At 57.4% G+C, this 17993-nt stretch carries 12 protein-coding genes and 1 tRNA gene; 8 read left to right on the top strand and 5 right to left on the bottom strand.

All coding sequences use genetic code 11. The features are described 5' to 3' along the window. From CJ255_RS23375 to CJ255_RS06565, 3 genes are all read right to left on the bottom strand, one after another. On the bottom strand, positions 1-258 hold a 258-nt coding region (locus tag CJ255_RS23375; protein WP_217352417.1), incomplete at its 3' end, for a hypothetical protein. 114 nt (positions 259-372) lie between these two features. After that, positions 373-3642, bottom strand: coding sequence for an Ig-like domain-containing protein (locus tag CJ255_RS06575; protein WP_097643292.1), 3270 nt, complete (start codon positions 3640-3642; stop codon positions 373-375). A 408-nt stretch (positions 3643-4050) separates the two neighbouring features. Beyond that, positions 4051-4127 (bottom strand) — tRNA-Arg (locus CJ255_RS06565). 299 nt (positions 4128-4426) lie between these two features. Here CJ255_RS06565 and lepA point away from each other — a divergent pair. The 8 genes from lepA (at position 4427) to CJ255_RS06525 (ending at position 14501) form a co-directional block, all read left to right on the top strand. Then, entirely contained in the window at positions 4427-6244 is a 1818-nt protein-coding gene (lepA, locus tag CJ255_RS06560) for a translation elongation factor 4 (protein WP_097643291.1), read from the top strand. Positions 6245-6384: 140 nt separating this feature from the next. Then, complete coding sequence (locus CJ255_RS06555; RefSeq protein WP_245863223.1) at positions 6385-7302, top strand: peptidylprolyl isomerase; 918 nt, start codon at positions 6385-6387, stop codon at positions 7300-7302. Between the two features lie 61 nt (positions 7303-7363). Next, positions 7364-7660, top strand: a complete 297-nt coding sequence (locus CJ255_RS06550) for a hypothetical protein (protein ID WP_097643290.1) — start codon at positions 7364-7366, stop codon at positions 7658-7660. Beyond that, on the top strand, positions 7653-8036 hold the full coding sequence (locus tag CJ255_RS06545; protein ID WP_097643289.1) for a toxin-antitoxin system TumE family protein: 384 nt from the start codon (positions 7653-7655) through the stop codon (positions 8034-8036). The genes CJ255_RS06550 and CJ255_RS06545 overlap by 8 nt, the downstream gene beginning before the upstream one ends. Before the next feature lie 4 nt (positions 8037-8040). After that, positions 8041-9279, top strand: coding sequence for a nucleoside triphosphate pyrophosphohydrolase (gene mazG / locus CJ255_RS06540; protein WP_097643288.1), 1239 nt, complete (start codon positions 8041-8043; stop codon positions 9277-9279). 69 nt (positions 9280-9348) lie between these two features. Next, a complete protein-coding gene (locus tag CJ255_RS06535) occupies positions 9349-10269 on the top strand; it encodes a PGN_0703 family putative restriction endonuclease (RefSeq protein ID WP_097643287.1) in 921 nt (306 codons plus the stop codon). A 132-nt stretch (positions 10270-10401) separates the two neighbouring features. Then, positions 10402-12906: a hypothetical protein gene (locus CJ255_RS06530; protein ID WP_097643286.1), complete on the top strand. Its 2505-nt coding sequence runs from the start codon at positions 10402-10404 to the stop codon at positions 12904-12906. 95 nt (positions 12907-13001) lie between these two features. Further along, positions 13002-14501, top strand: a complete 1500-nt coding sequence (locus CJ255_RS06525; RefSeq protein WP_097643285.1) for a hypothetical protein — start codon at positions 13002-13004, stop codon at positions 14499-14501. Between the two features lies 1 nt (position 14502). On the opposite strand, the gene CJ255_RS06520 is transcribed toward CJ255_RS06525, so the two are convergent. Both CJ255_RS06520 and CJ255_RS06515 read right to left on the bottom strand, forming a co-directional pair. Then, positions 14503-15492 carry an ABC transporter permease gene (locus CJ255_RS06520; RefSeq protein ID WP_097643284.1) on the bottom strand — a complete coding sequence of 330 codons (990 nt, stop codon included), beginning with the start codon at positions 15490-15492 and terminating at the stop codon, positions 14503-14505. Then, entirely contained in the window at positions 15489-17867 is a 2379-nt protein-coding gene (locus CJ255_RS06515; protein ID WP_124681840.1) for a DUF8815 domain-containing protein, read from the bottom strand. Before CJ255_RS06515 ends, CJ255_RS06520 begins: the two co-directional genes overlap by 4 nt. Positions 17868-17993: the final 126 nt, after the last annotated feature.

The following is a 17993-nucleotide window of genomic DNA, read 5'->3' as shown; positions in this document are numbered from 1 at the left end:
GAGATTGGAGATTGGAGATTGGAGATTGGAGATTGGAGATTGGAGATTGGAGATTGGAGATTGGAGATTGGAGATTGCACGGTATTCACCAGCCGCGATGATCTCGAACAGTGGTTGGTGCAGCACGGTTAGAGAATGGGGCGGTTGGTGCCCCAGACCTGCCAGGTGTGCGCCGTGAGGATGCATGAGCCGGTCGTGCCCTAAGACCTGCCAGGTGTGCGCCGTGAGGATGTATTCCATACCACTGAGTGGCTGCACGGCGCACACCTAGCAGGTCGCTTGATTCCGCTCTATTAATGAGATCGTGTGGCAGGAAAGAGGCGAAGGCGTCGTGGTTTTTTGAGCAACTGTGTTGCACCCAACGCATGTACACTAGCGGCGCACGAGGGGCAGATACACATTGTGCATCACGCTTTGGATACTCTCTGTTGCGACTGGCACACCCGTAGTGATGGTGGACGATACATTGCCATCGGCATCGCGATAACGGACAGCAAAGGTGTTATGCAATGGCACCTCAACAAATTCCGCGAAAGGTTGCCATGTCTCGTTCTCTTCCTGATCTGTCCAGATTTGCATCTCGGTCACGTCGCCCGCATTACTTGTGGCAGCGAGGCGCAGGGTCATCTCTGTTTCAGTATTACGGTAGAGAACTATTGTTCCAGTGATAACCTCATCCTCCGCTGGGGTTGGATTAACGAAAGCGGGTAGAGCTTCATCTTGAAGCTGCACTCCAGCGACAGCAGGAGTACCCGTGTAGAGGCGCATACTATGAGGTTGGTAGTTTTGGAGTGCCAACGCACTACTCAGGGTCGTGCGTGCGCCCATCTGAATACCGGGGTCATGAACCGTATAGTTGCTCGGATTACCACCTCGTCCGCCCAAGACAACAACGAAGTGCATGAGATTGTGATTGCTGATTTGCAAAATCACCGGCCCCTTGGCCAGCTCTTGATCAAGCCGGTTATAACTGAATGATGGCCATTCGACAAAACGTACCTTGCCCGCACTACACTCATTGACCTTTGAGTGCCCCCAGTACAATGGGCAGGCTGGAGCGCCCATACATGTATTGAGTGTTCCAGGATTATGATTAGCGCCGTAGTATTGGAAGATCATCGCAAGTGATGTGAGCGCACAACCAATATTCCTGATGTTGCCGTTACAATCACCAATACGGTTATTTCCCCATAGCGGATTGCCTTGCCAGAAATATGGCACATTCCACATGTTCGGCTGGGGTGCTGGAGGAACTGGTGCAGGAACTGGCAACGCTGGTGAGAACACAATAGTACGCCAACCAGTCCATGGACTCGCCAAATCACCATCATTTGCCTGGGCACGCCAACGATACAATCCAAACGCTGGGAGGTTCACCGCCCATTGATTTCCTCGCCATGATGATGTCTGTTGCCAAGAGGGGCCAATGCGCTCGATCTGAAAGCGGAATTCGCGGTAGTCACGGGGACCATTATCTGGATCGCCACCATCCCGCACTTGGAGCGCAACGGTGTTGTTATTCGTAACCACTGCATTGGCTGGAGCAACAAGGATGGGCTGGTTGGGTGCCTGATTTGGTGGCGGCGTTGTTTGATTACAATTGGCCGTGTTAAATAGCCTAAACGAAGCAATGGCATTATTGAGTGGTGAACCATCCTCGAAGGTGTTATCACTCAAGTTATCATCGCTACTATTTAAACAACGACTTGGCCCTTGTTGATTGAGATCACGATAAACACGCACTGACCAACCAGCCTGAAGCCGAACTGAAGAAATGATATTCCTGCAAGATGTGTGAATATTCGCTGCCATAGGCTCATTGGAATAACACCGAGTACCTGCAAAGTTTGGTTCAGTATAGACTTCAAGTGCGCTAGGTGAGGAGGCTGCATTATTAACATTGATCGTCCGCTCCTCAATGTGCCATGCACTACTCAGGGTGCTGCGGTAACGCACGCGCAACACATGTGAGCCATTGCTCAACGCGGTGGTATCAAGCTCAAAGGAGTAGCCCGAGTTGTTGTAGCGTGAGTCGCTGTAGGTGTTGCCGATATCTGGCCGTGCAAGACCATAGTTGGCCCGGCCAAGACGCTCATCGCCAATGTAGACCTCCACTCGATCAACGCCTGGGCCGTCTAATGAGGCTGCATCAAGCGCCCAGCCGCGTACTGTGATGCTGCCTGCTACATTCGCCCCTGCGTTGGGGGACTCAATTGCAGCCCGGGGCACCGTGACCAACTGCTGCTCATAGTCAATATCCCCTTCGCTAGGTACGCTCACCGTAAAGCGTGCCGCTCGCTGCATAAAGGCTGTTTCGGAGAGCGGTTGTTCGCTGAACCATACATAGACGGTGAAGACTTGGCCAGGCACGGCATCAACCACCGCCCGCCACCGATTGCCATAACGTGGAGGGCAACTGGTTGAACGCACGAAGAGTTCACTCACGAAACCCCCTGGCCCATCCATAGATGAGCGCAACTGAAAATTGGGTACATTGGCACATACCGAGACACCAATTGCCGTGCGACCATTGAAGATCTCGGGGTAGAAGGCAATTGGGCCATCAGGCTGCGGCTCTGGTTCTGGCTGTGGCTCCGGCTCTGGCTCCGGCTCCGGCGTAGGGTTACTCACATGAATCCCCCGCTCTACCAGATGCCATGTGTCATCAATAGTGCTACGGTAGCGCGCCTGGATCACATGGGAGCCATTAGAGAGCCGCGTGGTATCGAGTTGGTAGGAGTAGCCGGAGTTGTTGAAGCGTGAGTCCTTGTAGGCTGCGCCCACGTCGGGGCGGTGGATGCCGTAGTTGGCTGTGCCAAGCAATTGGCCACCACTGTAGATCTGCACTTGATCCACACCTGATCCATTCCACGAAGCCGCATTGATCGCCCAGCCGCGCACGGTGATCGTACCCTGCACCGTGGCCCAGTCGGCTGGCTCTTCCATATTGGCCGCTGGGACGGTGAGTGGCGCGATCCGCTCCGCATTGATCCGTGCCAGTCCGGTCACTGTGACGCGCCAGCGCGCCGCTCGCTGCATGAATTCCGCTTCCGAGAGGGGGGTTTCGCTGGCATAGCCGTAAACGGTGAAGACCTGGCCGGGTACTGCGTCAACCACCGCCCGCCACCCGCCGGTGGGCGGGCATCTGGTGGAGCGCAGGAAGAGTTCACTGACAAAGCCGCCCGGCCCATCCATCGATGAGCGTAACTGAAAATTGGGTACGTCAGCACATGCGCTAATGATGATCGCTGTGCGACCATTGAAGTTCTCGGGGTAGAGCGCCATCTCGGAGATGGTGGAGTTGGGGTGTAGCACCTCCCCCTCATCTCGATCTTCTTGGGTCAGCGTAGCCGCTGGGTAGAGGTGGATCGGTTCGCCCACCTCGCCCTCGCCTGGGTTGGCGTGGCTTAACCTTGCAACCGATAGCAGCGCGAAGACGATGGCGAGCAAGAGCGTGGCATGGCCGAAGCGACGGAACATGGTGGGCCTCCTTGGGTAGATTGTAGATTGTAGATTGTTGATTGTAGATTGTTGATTGTAGATTGTTGAACATGGTGTCTCAATGGGCGTTCGCGTTCTTGATGGTGCGGTATGTTCAAAGGTAATACCATTGCAGATTGGAGATTGGAGATTGTTGAACATGGTGTCTCAATGGGCGTTCGCGTTCTTTTGGTACGATTCTGACTGTAGCACGCAGCATCAGCAAGTTGCCGATCAACATTGGATCTTTTTCAAGAACGCGAATGCGCAACTCTCCTCTTCAGCACGGAAGATTTGGCGGCAATGGCGGGCCTGCACCAAAGTTTTGATCCCTACGATCTCTTCAATCCGGGCAAAATCTTTCCCCGCTCGCAGGGTTGTGGCGAACTTGCTGCGTTGCGCCGGGCGGCTTTTGCCGATGAGCCTAAAAAATCAAACCCCCGGTTTTGCCGGGGGTAAGCTGAACGTTTGTTATGGGCCTTAAAAATTGAACCCCCGGCAAAACCGGGGGTAAGCTGAACGTTTGTTACGGGCCTTTTGGCGCTTCTGAAAATCAGAAAGAGGATATTATGGCGACCCTGAGTGGGCTCGAACCACCAACCTTCAGCTCCGGAGGCTGACGCTCTATCCGATTGAGCTACAGGGTCGCAGTATGGCGAGTATACCCCATCCCTTGTGGCCTGTCAATGGTCGCGCTAGGGCTCGCCCCATGAACCCTACAACCTCATGGTATACTGCACAACGGCTATAGCGTTCTTGAAGAGCTACAGAGTATTGCACCACAGAGACACAGAGTACACAGAGACGTGGGTGATGCAGCAAGTGCCATTATTGGCGCTGCCTTCGTCCCAAACTCTGTGCCCTCGGTGCCGCTGTGGTGCAACGCTCGGAATCTCTGCTCGACTCTCTACATCCGCGCCGGGCCACCCGGCCTGGAGCTTAACCTATGTTAGATCAGGATCGTATTCGTAACTTCTGTATCATTGCCCACGTTGACCACGGCAAGACGACGCTTTCGGATCGTTTGCTCCAGATGACCAGTACGGTTACTGAGCGTGAACGCCGTGAGCAGCATCTCGATTCGATGGATCTTGAGCGCGAACGCGGGATTACCATTAAGCTGAAGGCGGTACGTATGCACTACCGCGCTGCTGATGGTGAACTCTATATGCTCAATCTGATCGATACCCCCGGCCACGTAGACTTTAACTATGAGGTTGGTCGCTCCCTCGCTGCCTGCGAAGGTGCCCTCTTGGTGGTTGATGCCGCTCAGGGGATCGAGGCCCAAACTCTGGCGAATGTCTATTTGGCCCTCGAACACGATCTGGCGATTATTCCGGTGATCAATAAGATCGATCTGCCCGGAGCCCATCCCGAAGAGGTGGCCGAAGAGATCGAAAAGGTGATTGGGATTGCGGCTGAAGAATCGATCATGGCTTCGGCCAAAGAGGGCGTGGGTGTGCCGGAGATTCTTGAGGCGATTGTGACCCGTGTGCCGCCGCCTCACGGCCAGATCAAACGCCCCGCCCGCGCTCTGATTTTCGATAGCCACTATGATGCCTATAAGGGCGTCATTGCCGCTGTGCGCGTGTTTGATGGTGCCTTCGAGTCGGGGGCGAAGGTGAAATTCGTTGGGACAGGTGCCGTCACCGAGACGTTGGAGTTGGGCTGCTTCCGTCCGGCTATGCAAGCACTGTCGGCCCTGGTCACGGGCGAAGTGGGCTATATTGCGACTGGCCTCAAGACGGTAGAGGAGTGCCAGGTGGGTGATACGGTCACCCTGGCGAGTCTGCCCTCCATCGAGGCGCTGCCCGGCTATCGCCCGGCCAAGCCGATGGTCTTTGCGGGCCTCTATCCGGTGGATAGCAACGCCTATCCTGAGTTGCGCGACGCCCTCGAGAAGCTGAAGCTCAATGATGCGGCCCTCTCCTACCTGCCCGAAAGCTCGGCGGCACTTGGTTTCGGCTTCCGCTGCGGCTTCTTGGGGCTGCTGCACATGGAGATTGTGCGCGAACGGCTGGAGCGGGAGTACAATCTTGATCTGCTCATCACCGCGCCTAGTGTTGAATACCAAGTGCTCCGTACCGACGGCGAGATCATTACGGTCTCTAACCCCTCCGAGATGCCCGAAGTGAGCAAGATTGGCTCGATTGAGGAGCCGGTGGTGCAGATTGGGGTGATTGCGCCTGCACGCTACATTGGGACGATCATGGATCTGGTGACGACGCGGCGCGGGATCTTTGACACCATGGACTACCTCGATCCCACTCGTGTGCAACTCAAGTACCGCATGCCCCTCGCCGAGATTGTGATTGATTTCTACGATCAGCTCAAGAGCCGCACCCAAGGCTATGCCTCGCTCGATTATAGCCTGGCAGGCTACCAAGAGGCCGATCTGGTCAAATTGGATGTTCTCGTCAACCAAGCCCCGGTTGACGCCCTCTCGCTGATTGCCCACCGCGACTTTGCCTACCAGCGTGGCCGCGATCTGGTCGAACGGCTCCGCAAACTCATTCCGCGCCAAATGTTTGAAGTGCCCATCCAAGCCGCCGTTGGTAGCAAGGTGATCGCCCGCGAAACTGTGCGTGCGATGCGTAAGGATGTCTTGGCGAAATGCTACGGCGGCGATATTTCCCGGAAACGCAAGCTGCTGGAGAAGCAAAAAGAGGGCAAAAGGCGCATGAAGATGGTGGGCAACGTCGAGATCCCCCAAGAAGCCTTTATGGCGATCCTTTCGCTTGGTGAGGATGGGGGAGGGAATTAAGGAGTAAATAGTAAATAGTAAATAGTAAGTAGTAAGTAGTCGAACATGGCATTCTAGTGCGCTTTCGCTAGACCTCACAGGTTTTCTTGCCTATTTCCTCTCTCCTCGTTTCCTATTTCCTACCTCATGGAGTATGAACGGTGCGTATCGTCACTCTGCTACTCACCCTGCTGCTGCTCGCGGGCTGCCAGAGTACCCAGCATGGCCAGGCGCTCATGCCTGATCCCACGAGTCCGGTGATCTTTCGCCTTGATGGCCAAGCCTATACCGTGGCCGATTTCACCCAACGTATGCAGGCCGATATTGGGCAAGATTTGGCCATGATGCTCGATCAGGGCCAGTCACGGGCCGAGATTGAGGCGTTGGCAAATGATTTTGATATTCGGAACCAGATCTTTGACCGCATGCTCCAAGATTTGTTACTGCAACGCTATGCCCGTCAGCACGGCCTTGGTGTTGATGCTGCCAGCCTTGATCAGCAGGTCTTTAGCATGACCTTCCGCGACCCCGAGCGGCCCTTAGAGGCGATGACCGATGTGCGCGTGCAGAGCGCCCAGGAGCAGGTCGTCTTGGCGGTGATGGTGAGCCAAACCCACGCCCCGATGAGTTGGACACGCCAGATCTTTGTGGCAGATCAGGCTACAGCCGAGGAGTTGCTGGCCGAGTTGGAGGCCGGGGCCGATTTTGCTACCTTGGCGCGCCGCCATTCGCTCGATACCATGTCGGCTGAACAGGGGGGCGATCGCGGGTGGCATACCGAGGGTACCTATGTGCCGGAGTATGATGAGGCGGTTGCGAGCGCTCCGCTCAACACCCCCACCCTCGTCGTGAGCCGCATCGGAGCCCATATCATTGAGGTGCTAGGCCGCGACGAGCAGCGCCCCTTCGAGAGCTTTGAGCATTTGAGTACCACTCCGAACGCGCAGTTCTACTTTGAGCAGACCTTCATGCCCTGGTACGAAGAACTGCGGCGCAATGCCGAAGCCAGTGGCGAGTTGCAACTGGCACCCAATTTTAATCCGAATGATGTGCCGCTGCCCTTCCCGCAGGGAATGTAGGGGTGTAGCCTCCGAGAAATTGGGTGCTACGCCCCAACAACGGATTTTATGGGGTAACATCATGACAACAATTTACGTAGAGACAGACGATAATGCACACCAAGTGCGCTCTTTAATTGAAATCGCCATTCAACGTGAAATTGCACACTTGGAACTGGCGCTCACATTGGCACAACGACGTCTGATTCCATTTGAGCAGAAGTATGGCACCACATCTGACTATTTTATGACCTCTATGGCTGCTGAAGATCTCGCTGGCGGTGATGATGAGTATGTCCAATGGGCAGGAGAATATTGCCTTGTGCGCGATCTTGAAGCAAAACTTCAGCAATTGCGCGGGATAACCTACCGTGATTGAGGCATACTATCACCAAATAACACACCTCCTTGAATTGTATACGACATCTCGTATTGTGCTACATAGCCAGATCAATATGGAGACCCGTGCCGGTGGACAGGGCTATCTCGCTGGCTCGATCACGTTTCAGGATGGTTCAATCTTGTTTCTGCGTGAATACCTGAGTGTTGCTGGTACGCAAGTGCAACGCGAGATGTATAGCTACCACTACCAAGATGCCGTGCAGCAATTACGCTTTCGTTATGATAATGCACTGCACCGACCACAGTTGGGCACACGCGAACACAAGCACACACCCGAAGGTATAATTGAAGGTGTTGCACCAACGTTAGCCGAAGTCTTACACGAGATCGTTGCTCTACTTGGTATTCCATAGGTGTATGAAATCCTCAACACACTCTTTAACTCATAGCCAACTCCTTGATCTTGCAAGCCCCCTTTTCGGGCTAGAGGCCCACGCCGGGCTGCAACTCTGGGAGGGTGCGGCGCTGGTGGCGGCGGCACGCCCGCCTGATGTGCCGACAGCCGCGCCGGAGGGTGCTGTGCGCCCGTGGGTTGAGACGCAGGGCTTGGGGATCTATGCCCCGCCGGTGGTGCCCTTTCCGCTCCAGCCGATGGTGCCCGCGCTGCTCTGGTGGCGCGCTGGCGCACCCTCCGTGGCACAACACCTGGTCGCGCTGCTCACAACGCGCTACCCCCAAGCCCACGGCGTGCAGGTGGCCAGCCTTGATACGGCTGGAGTAGCAGTGGCAACCACTGAGTTGGCCTTGGGCGAACTAGCGCACGTTCAGGCCCCCGCACAACAGACGATCCTCTGTTACCTGCCGCCCCTAACGCTCGCCGCCGACCTCCGTGGGGCCGAGACGCTGCGCTGGGTTATGACGCGCTTGTTGGGCCCGGCAGGTTGCCCCTGGGATGTCCGCCAGAGCCACCAGGCGCTACGCACCACTCTGCTCGAAGAGGCCCACGAGGTGCTTGAAGCACTAGGCAACCGCGATCTGCCTGCGCTCAGTGAGGAACTGGGCGATCTGCTGATCAACATTATGGCTCACAGTGAAATGGCGCGCCAAGGGGGCCACTTTGCACTTGAGGATGTCTTGGCGCAGGCGAGTAGCAAGCTCATCCGCCGCCACCCCCACGTCTTTGGGACGCTCGCGGAATCTGATGCTGAGACGGTGCGGCCTACCTGGGAGCAGATTAAGGCGGCTGAGTTGGCTGCCAAGGGGCGGGCGCGCACGAGTGCGCTTGAGGGCGTTCCGCCCGGTCTGCCCGCCCTTGCCGCCGCCCAAGCGCTGGGGCGCAAAGCGGCGCGCAGCGGCTTCAACTGGGCGACACAGCAGCAGGTGTGGGCCAAACTGCACGAGGAGTTGGAGGAGTTGGCCCAAGCAGCAGCGGCGGGCGACACGGCCCACTGCGCCGAAGAGTTTGGCGACCTGCTCTTTGTGCTTACCCGCTTGGCCGACTGGCTCAAGTTTGATGCCGAACACGCGCTTCACGATGCCAACGCCAAGTTTAGGCGTCGCTTCAGCGCCTTTGAAGCGCAGATCACTGCCCAAGGGCGCAAGATCGCCGATTGCTCGCTGGAGGAAATGTTGGCGCTCTGGCGCACGACCAAGTAGCATAGCGAGAGGGAATGGGAGGGAACCTGGTTCCCTCCCATTCTTCCAGAATCCGAAGGGAAGAGAGTCATGCCCTACCCATCACTACAAAATCTCAGTACCGAAGTGCGTGCGGCTACCGTTGCTTGGTTTACTCGCCACGGGCTACCGACCGATCCCAAGTATCCCCATCGGCTGGCGAGCGATACCGATTGGCAACACAATCTGATTCTGCCCGAAGTGCGCGCCTATATTGCCCAAGAGCTTGCTGATGCCAACGCCGGGCGGCGCTGCTCCTTTGCGCTCCACCGCGATGTTGGCAATGGGGCGAGTAGCCAAGCCATGGCCTTCAACCTGCTTGGCCCGCTGCTGGCACGCAACGACCTCGCGCCACTGGAGGCGGTAGTGACGGCGGCGGGCCTGCCGTGGCCGCGCCAGCCGCAGGCCGCGCTTGAAGTCGAGAACCGCGTTGTCTTCAATGAACAGCGTGGCCAACCAACCTCAATCGATCTCGTCATCAACGGCGCTCCCGCCGACTGCGGACCGATCTGTGTAGAGGTGAAACTGACCGAGGGCGGCTTTGGCAATTGCGGCCTCTTTGCCAATGGCGAGTGCACGGTTGATGGCAACAATCCGCTGGGCGATCTCATGCAGTGCAAGCTATACGAAAAGGGCTACCTCTATTGGCAGCGCATGGAGGAGCATGGTCTGCTGACCGACGCCCTGCGCGGAGGTGAGCAGTGCCCCCTGACATGCAACTACCAATTCTTCCGCGAACTGCTCTTTGCGCTCTACTACGGCGGTAACTTTGTGCTGCTCCACGATGAGCGCAGCCCGGTCTTTATGGGTGCGCCGCTCAGCCTCTTCCCGTTGTTGCAGGCCAAACTGCCCGCAGAGATGCGCCAGCGTGTCACCGCGATCAGCGTACAGCAGCTAGTCGCCGCCATTCGTGCGACGGGTCGCCATGAGGATTGGCTGGGCCTGTTTATGCAGAGGTATGGCTTGGCATAATGCGAATGACCATTAAACATGCGCATTATCAAGAACGCGAAAGCTCATTGGGACACCATGTTCGGCAATCTACAATCTACAATCTACAATCTACAATCTGAAATGGCATAACAGCAACGCCACCAAGAGCCAATGCACACCTCACCATGCCAACGCCTGTTGCTTGTAGGCAGCGGCATTGCACTTGTAGGCGCACTCGCCGATCCCAGCCTACGCCTAATATTCCTCTGCCTGCTGCTCCTCTTTGTACCAGGCTACCTTGTGGAACGGCTGCTCCCAGCGACGCGCCCGCCACTACTCGTGCGTAGCGCCGTCTGGCTTGCCCTCAGCCTCAGCCTCAACGCCCTACTCTACCAATGGCTCTGGGCGACTGGCCTGAGCCTCAGCACCAGCGCCCTCTGGCTCGGCTGCGGCCTCATGAGCGCCGGTGCCCTCGTAGCCGCTTGGCGCGACCTCGCTGTCCCCTGGAGTCCGCATAGGGATACTTGGGACACCCTGCTAACACCAATTACCCCTGAACATGCCGCATTATCAAGAACGCGAAAGCCTATTGGGACGCCATGTTCGGCATTCGGCAATCGGCAATCTACAATCGTAAATGGTATAACCATAGTCATTGTGCTGATCACCATTGGAGCGCGGCTGCATGACATCAGCAGCCTCACCTTCCCGCCCTGGGTTGATTCGGTACACCACGCGCTGCTCATCCGCATCGCCGCTGAAACAGGCAGCGCCCCGACTTCATTGCAACCCTACCTACCCGTAGAAGACCTGCCCTACCACTGGGGCTACCACGTCTTCATTGCCAACCTGTTGCGCATCAGCGGCCTCGACATCCTTGAGACCATGCTGATCAGCGGGCAACTGCTCAACGCCCTGCAAGCGCTCACCGTCGCGGCACTGGCCTACCACATGTGGCGACGCCCCCTAGCCGCACCGCTTGCGGCGCTCATCGTCGGCTGCATCTCCCTCATGCCCGCCTACTACCTCTCGTGGGGGCGCTACACCCAACTCACCGGCCTGCTGATGCTGCCCGGGCTGGCGATAGCGTGGAGTTGGGGGTTGGAGAAGGCTTCCAAGGCTAGAGCTTTCCAATCAAGAGGCATCATCCCTGAACAAGGCGAGATACAGAGCGATGCACCACAGAGGCACAGAGAACACAGAGATTTTTTGTTAGCGCGAAAAAGCCTTGGGTTGGCAGGCGACCTCGCGGTGGCTTCGACAAGCTCAGCCACCGCGCCGCTGGCTGAGCCTGTCGATGCCACCGCGCCGCTGGCTGAGCCTGTCGAAGCCACGCGACGCGGTCCAGGACTTTTTCGCGCTAACGATTTTTTAGAGGGACAGGCAGACAACCGTGAGCAAGCTCACACAAACATCCTCGGTGTCCTCTGTGCCTCTGTGGTTAAACACTCTCTATCTCTGCAATACTCTACCTCAAGAACCACGCAGGAGAGAGCCAGCCCCTTCGCCTCCCCCTGGCTGCTCGGCGGCCTCATCTTGGCCGGGTTGAGCTTGGTACATTTCCGCATCCTGCTCTTCGCCCTCGCCCTGCTCGCAGCCCTCACACTGGTCTGGATGGTGGGCCAAGCCTGGCGCAACCTGAGTAGGCCACTACTCTATATGCTTGCTACCGCAGGTAGCGCCATCATGCTCACGCTGCCGTGGCTCTGGCTGCTGCTGCAACGCACCTTGGTGCCTGCGGTGAGCAGTGAAGGGGGGCTGGCTGGTGGAGGCAGCTACAACGCCTTCAACAGCGGCCTACTCTGGGTTGGTGCCAACTACCTCTTGGTTGCTCTTGCGCTGCTTGGGGCTTGGCTCGGCCTATGGCGGCGCAGCGTAGCCACCGGCAGCATCTTGCTCTGGGTAGGCTTCATGCTCATCATGGCCAACCCCTGGCTCTTGACCTACCTCATGCCCGCTTTGGGCCTGCTGCTGCTCAGCACGCGCCGCGTCAGCCTGATCATGATTGGTGGCGGCATGCTGCTCTTCAACCCACAACTGGTACAACTGCCCTACCTCTGGCTCATTCCCAACGACGTCGTGGTCATCAGCCTCTTTGTGCCCATGGCCATCCTGATCAGCGGCGGGGTGGTCATGCTTTACGAGCGTCACAGCGCCAAACTGGGCCGTCTCGGGCCAATCGTGCTGCTCATCAGCATCATCGGCAGCGGAGCTTGGGGCCTCCACGCCATGCAAGCCAGCATCATTAATCGCGCCACGGTCTTCGGCAGCCCAGCGGAACGGGCAGCGATCACATGGGCCAAACAGCACACCCCAACTGACGCCCGCTTCTTGGTCAATGCTGCGCCGTGGCTACCAACGGCGCGCCGAGGCGCCGACGCAGGCTGGTGGCTCATGCCCCTAGCCGAGCGCTGGGTCAGTGCGCCACCCGTCGTCTTTACCTATGGCGATGCGGCCTACGTACAGCACATCAACGCCATCAACGACACGATGATCACCTACACCCCTGGGCAAGAGCAAGCCATCTTTGAGTTAATTGCAAGCGAAGGTATCACCCACATCTACCTGGTGGATGGGCGCGGCCCCTTGGAACGCAGCATGTTTGAAGGGCGTACAGGTTTTCGGGTGGTGTACGATCTGGGGGGCGTGGTGGTGGTGGGGGTGGAGGAAGTGTAACATAATACCCATCATCCGGTTTATCTTCACTAAATATGACGCTACAATCAAAGCCTCTTCAAGCCATAGCCACAATGTTGTGCGGCATACTGTTCATGGCTCTCTTCTTTGGCCCAACCGACAACTGGTCGTGGGATCCTTCATTTTACTATGCGCATATTCGTTCGCCAATCATTGATGGTGATCTCGATTTTCGCAACGAGACCAAAACTGGGCAGTTCGAGCTACCCTATACCCGTAATGGGCTACAGCACAGCCTCTGGCCGCTTGGGCCAAGCTTACTCTGGTCACCCTTCTTCTTACTAGCGCATGGCCTTACGCTACTGATCAATCCGGCGCATGCGGATGGTTTCAGCTTCCTCTACATCGCTTTTGTAACAGTGAGTTCGCTCGCTTTTGGGATGGTTGGTCTCGGCTTGCTCTATCAAATTTGTCGCTACTATACAAGGCCGCACCAAGCGCTACTCATCACTCTGCTCTGCTTAGGGGCAACACCCCTCTTCTTCTACATGTTCCGTCAGCCGTTGATGGCCCACACGACCGGCCTCGCCGCCGCAGCGGGTATGCTCCTCGGCTTTATGCATCTCACGCGCTCACAAGCGCCGCTGCATAGCTGGAGCGGCGCCATCTTTGGAGTCGGCTTAGTCCTCTGTTTTCTGACGCGCTGGAATGGCATTCTGATGGGGGTTCTGCCCGCGATCTATTTTGCCGCCTACCTCTTCCCTGCAATCAAACAGCGCTCCCTACGCGAAACTTGGCCAGTGGTACGTCAGATTGGCATCATGCTGACCATCTTTGGCCTACTACTCACCCCGCAACTTGCTTTATGGTATCGCCTCCACGGCACTTTTTTCATGCTACCGCAGGATGGTGGTTCGTTTGTTGCTAGTTGGCTACCAACCAATCTTCTCCATATCTTCTTTCACACCAATCGCGGTCTCCTCTACTGGTCGCCTCTCGTTATCTTGGGCATGCTTGGCATCTTCTTCATTCCCGCTTGGCGCGTGCGTCTTGCCGCCATCCTCATCATCACTATGCAGTTGGTATTGATTGGCTATCGCCGTGATTGGTACAGCGGCGGCGGTTTTGGCGCACGCTACTTTATCGAACTCTTGCCATTCTTGGTGCTTGGACTCATCGCCTTGCTGCAACGCCTACCCCAAGCGCGCATGTGGAATATCGCCCTTGGAGTAGGCGCAATAGTCCTAGTTATTCACCAGTTTACACTACTCTATGTGGTAGAACGCATTACTGAAGGATGGATCGAACCAGCAGCATACTTTCAGGGCCAGCCACTCGGCCTTGCGTGGCAGTATGAGGCTCTCCTGCACCTTGTACGCGACCCACTAGCCTGGTTCAGCCCACGCCCCTATGTTGGCCTTGATCGCCAGACGATCGTGACCAGTCTGCTCACTGGCCCCCATCCAACCAATGTCTATGCCATCAGCGGCACCGCCCTCGTCTTGAGCATTCCCGTTGCGCTCCTCTTCGCCACCATCTGGCGGCTCAGCCAGCGCTTTGGCATCTTGCCGCTTCTGTTTGCTATCACAGCCTATTTTGTGGCATGGGCCCTTTTTATTTTAGTGGTGGGGTAGGCTACGCCCCGCCAATTCCCAACCCCACCAACCACCACTCGCGTGCGCCATAGACTAATACTAAATAGCCCAACAACACCATGCAGAGCGCCGCGTCAACCTTTGTCAGCCGCCAGCGCCGACGGGGGGCCGCGAGGTGGAGCGTGAACCAGAAGAGGACGAGTGAAATAGCACCGTAGAGGACGGCGGTGGCGCGGTGGAGCGGCAACGTTCCCCCCAATGCGCCCGTCTCAAGCGCACCACGGGTTAAGAGGCTCAACAAGACCAGTGGCCGTAGTCCGCCAACGAACGCATCGGTCGGTGGCCGGGCCGGGACGAGGGCTGCCGCCATTGCCGAGAGCGGGTTGGCTACGACGTAGTACGCGGGTGCCGCTCGCATGGCGTTGAGCAACGACCAGATGTTGGCGGCGAGTAAGGTTCCCCCCACAAGACAGACGAGCAAAGCATAGCAGAGCAGCGTAGCACTGTAGGTCTGGCGTGTGGCCGCAGAGCAGCAGAGGCCCAACATGCAGCCGGTGAACGCCGTTAGCAGCAACAATCCGCCCATGCGTCCAAGGTCGGCGATGGTAACCCCGCCAAACAAGAAGACGACACTGAAGACTGGTGCAACGGCGAGCAGCAAGAGCAGCAAGAGGCTCAATGCTGCAACGAGTTTCCCGGTCACCAGTTGCAACGGTGTAATCGGCGTTGTTTGCAGGATCAGTGCCGTACCCCGTTCATACTCGCTACTGATGGCATGCAAGGTCAAGGCAGGTGCCAAGAAGATGGTGAGTAACTGCAAGCCCAAGCTCAAGCCAATAAACAACACCTGGCCTATTTGGGCGCTCAACAGCGGTGCGCCGCGATCCAGTTGGCTGACCAGCACCCCGTAGAGCAGGCGAGCTGTGATGCTACTCAGGCCCACGTAGATCGCCAGCAGCAGTGCCACCCGGCTACCGCGCATCTGCACGGCAAATTCCTTAAAAAGAATTGGCATGGCCAAGCGCTTCATGGCAACGTTCCTTCAAGCTGTGCGCTGAGATAGAGGCAAGTTGCTTCGCCAATGCGACCATCGAGACGGACGAGCAGTTGACCGTTGCGCAGGTAGGTTTCGGGCGAATTGACGCGCAATTCCCCCGGCCCCTCAAAGTCCTGCTCGACCCAGCGCGCTTGCGCCCAATCATAGAGTTCAGTCGTTACCCCTGCATTGGGCCAACGCCGCTCACTCGTAAGCACGAGGGTCAACGCTTCGGCACGGAGCAGTGCCAAGCCTGGGGGTACGTGCAAGGGCGCAATGACCGGCGCTGGTTGCGCGGGTATGCCCCAACCCTGACCGCCCATGCAGCGCGCCCATTCCAACGCGCTCCAATCGGGCTTTAGCCAGCCACGCGGGAGCGTGAGCGGGCCGCTGCCATGAATGTGTGGGCGCATCACCAGCAGATTTGTCGTTTGCACTGCTGCTGGCCCAGCAACATCTATTGCCAATGGCGAGCGTTCCAACCATGCGAAGATGAGTGGCCCTTCGTCGGTGAGGGTGGCATTACGTACAACTGCCGCATTGATCAACGCCTCGCGCACCAGCAACTCGCGTGGTGGCGCTTGCCCGGGTCGCCGTCCAAGCGCCAATTCATCGCGCAACACGAGGGTACTCAAGGTCTGATCAGCCGCTGGCCCCCCGAAGGCTTGCGTAGGCCAACGGGCTACCCGCTGTTCGCCCGGCTCAACAAGGCCAAGCCTGATGATATACTCACCAAAGACCGCAGCCACATCACGCAACGCCTGCTCACCACGGTTCTCTAAGGTAAGCTGGATGGCACCATCCACCACGACCATCTCAGCATGCACCGCATCAAAGGCAAGCTGTTGATCTGCGATGAGCCCTTGGATCCGCCATGCTTTTGCATCGAGGGTGGCCCTGGGGCTAAACTGGGGTAGTTCACCCGTCACCCCTTCAATCATGCCAAAGCTTCCACTGGTGGGTCGCACCGGGCGTAAGAGGGCATCATCACTCAGCGTGAGGGTCAATCGCTGATCTTGGGGCACCAGCACGCCCACCAAGCTACGCACACGCGCCTGGCCTGGTTCTAACACTTCGATCAGACTGATCTGGTTTACGAGGCGCTCATCGGGGCGGATGAGTACGGCGAGGCCAAAGACGCCTGCGCCAACAAGGAGCGCAACCACTGGCACTACCACCCATGCCCAAGCCTGACGATCAATCCGGCGCAGCAGGAGCGCCACACCAGGGCCAATTAGAATCGTGTAGAGGGCGAGGAGCGCAAAGATACGCTCGGTAGGTGGCAATGGGATCGCTGGCATACTAGTCAGACTGCTCGTAAGAATCTGCTCTTGCAGCGGATCAACACTGGTCTGCATGCCATTTGGCCCACGCACAAGCAAGGCAGGACGCAGCAATTGGTACCAGAAGGCGGGCGCATCGGCCCACTCAAGCAATGCGGTTTGGGCCGGATCAAAGGCGAGTTGCGTCACCCGCCCGCGCCCAATTGCATGGCTGACCCAGGCGGGGGCCGTTTCTGGGCCATTGATCTGGACGCCGGGCAAAGGGCGCAACTGCACCGCGGTCAACGCTCTTGGCCCAGCGTCTACTTCCGCCAACGCAGCCAGAGGGTCGGGATTAAGTCGTATTGTCGCCCCAAAGGTGGCAGGCAGCAGCGCCGCAGGCAAATTGGTCGCAGTCCGTTCGGCTGCACTCCCACCACCAATGAGCAGATGCCCCCCGGCATGCACCCAACCCAAGAGCGCCTGCTGCTGATCGCTCCGCAACGCCTCTGCGGGCAGATCGTGAACCAACAGCAAGCCCAGACTACTCAGCCCAGCCATATGAACCGGAAACTCTGCGGGGGTAAGCAGAAAGCTATTGAACGGCTGTTGGCTCAGGTCTTGACGACGCGGCAAGCGCAATTGGGGGTCTTGAGCGCCCAACAACCCAAGCATACGTTCATCAATACGGGGCCGCAATTCAAGCACTTGGCTTGCCAATACGTCCTCTTGGGCCTCGACACGCACCTGTAGCCGCCGGGTTTCGTGGTCTAGAGCGACATAGAGCGTCAACTGCACCTCAACGCCACCGGGTAGCGCCACGGCTTGGCTATGGTGTACCCCAGTCCCCCCTGCCGTCGCCACCACTACTACCTCACGCGCTACCCCCTGATTGCTCAGGTTCACCTGAATTGGCAGCCAACTACCTGGCGTATAATTGCCATTAAAAGCCGCCTCTGCTTCTAGCAGCAGCACCTCTTCAGCATGGAGCTTGCCTGGTTGCCCAAGCAGCAGTAGTACTCCACAGATCAGCATGATGCATAGCAACCTCCGGCTCATGAGTGGGCGCAGGTGGCATCCTCTGGTGGCATATTGGTTCATAGTCATCACTTCACATGCTCGTCTCGCTGTACCATATTATAGCTTGTGACGGAACAAAACTCTTTGTTAGGGATGGTTTCAGAAACAGCCTTTCCGCTTTACAGTTGGAGTGCCGACGTTAGTCGGCATCCA

The organism is Candidatus Viridilinea mediisalina (genome assembly GCF_002532535.1).
In the GTDB taxonomy this organism is placed as follows: Bacteria; Chloroflexota; Chloroflexia; order Chloroflexales; family Chloroflexaceae; genus Viridilinea; species Viridilinea mediisalina.
This window is presented reverse-complemented; position numbering and strand designations above follow the sequence as displayed.

What these genes read in the sequence shown, in the direction of transcription:
- CJ255_RS06575 (WP_097643292.1), bottom strand. Translation starts at nt 3,642, where the DNA reads ATGTTCAACAATCTCCAATCTCCAATCTGCAATGGTATTACCTTTGAA.
- lepA (WP_097643291.1), top strand. Translation starts at nt 4,427, where the DNA reads ATGTTAGATCAGGATCGTATTCGTAACTTCTGTATCATTGCCCACGTT.
- CJ255_RS06550 (WP_097643290.1), top strand. Translation starts at nt 7,364, where the DNA reads ATGACAACAATTTACGTAGAGACAGACGATAATGCACACCAAGTGCGC.
- mazG (WP_097643288.1), top strand. Translation starts at nt 8,041, where the DNA reads ATGAAATCCTCAACACACTCTTTAACTCATAGCCAACTCCTTGATCTT.
- CJ255_RS06535 (WP_097643287.1), top strand. Translation starts at nt 9,349, where the DNA reads ATGCCCTACCCATCACTACAAAATCTCAGTACCGAAGTGCGTGCGGCT.
- CJ255_RS06530 (WP_097643286.1), top strand. Translation starts at nt 10,402, where the DNA reads ATGCACACCTCACCATGCCAACGCCTGTTGCTTGTAGGCAGCGGCATT.
- CJ255_RS06525 (WP_097643285.1), top strand. Translation starts at nt 13,002, where the DNA reads ATGGCTCTCTTCTTTGGCCCAACCGACAACTGGTCGTGGGATCCTTCA.
- CJ255_RS06520 (WP_097643284.1), bottom strand. Translation starts at nt 15,492, where the DNA reads ATGAAGCGCTTGGCCATGCCAATTCTTTTTAAGGAATTTGCCGTGCAG.
- CJ255_RS06515 (WP_124681840.1), bottom strand. Translation starts at nt 17,867, where the DNA reads ATGACTATGAACCAATATGCCACCAGAGGATGCCACCTGCGCCCACTC.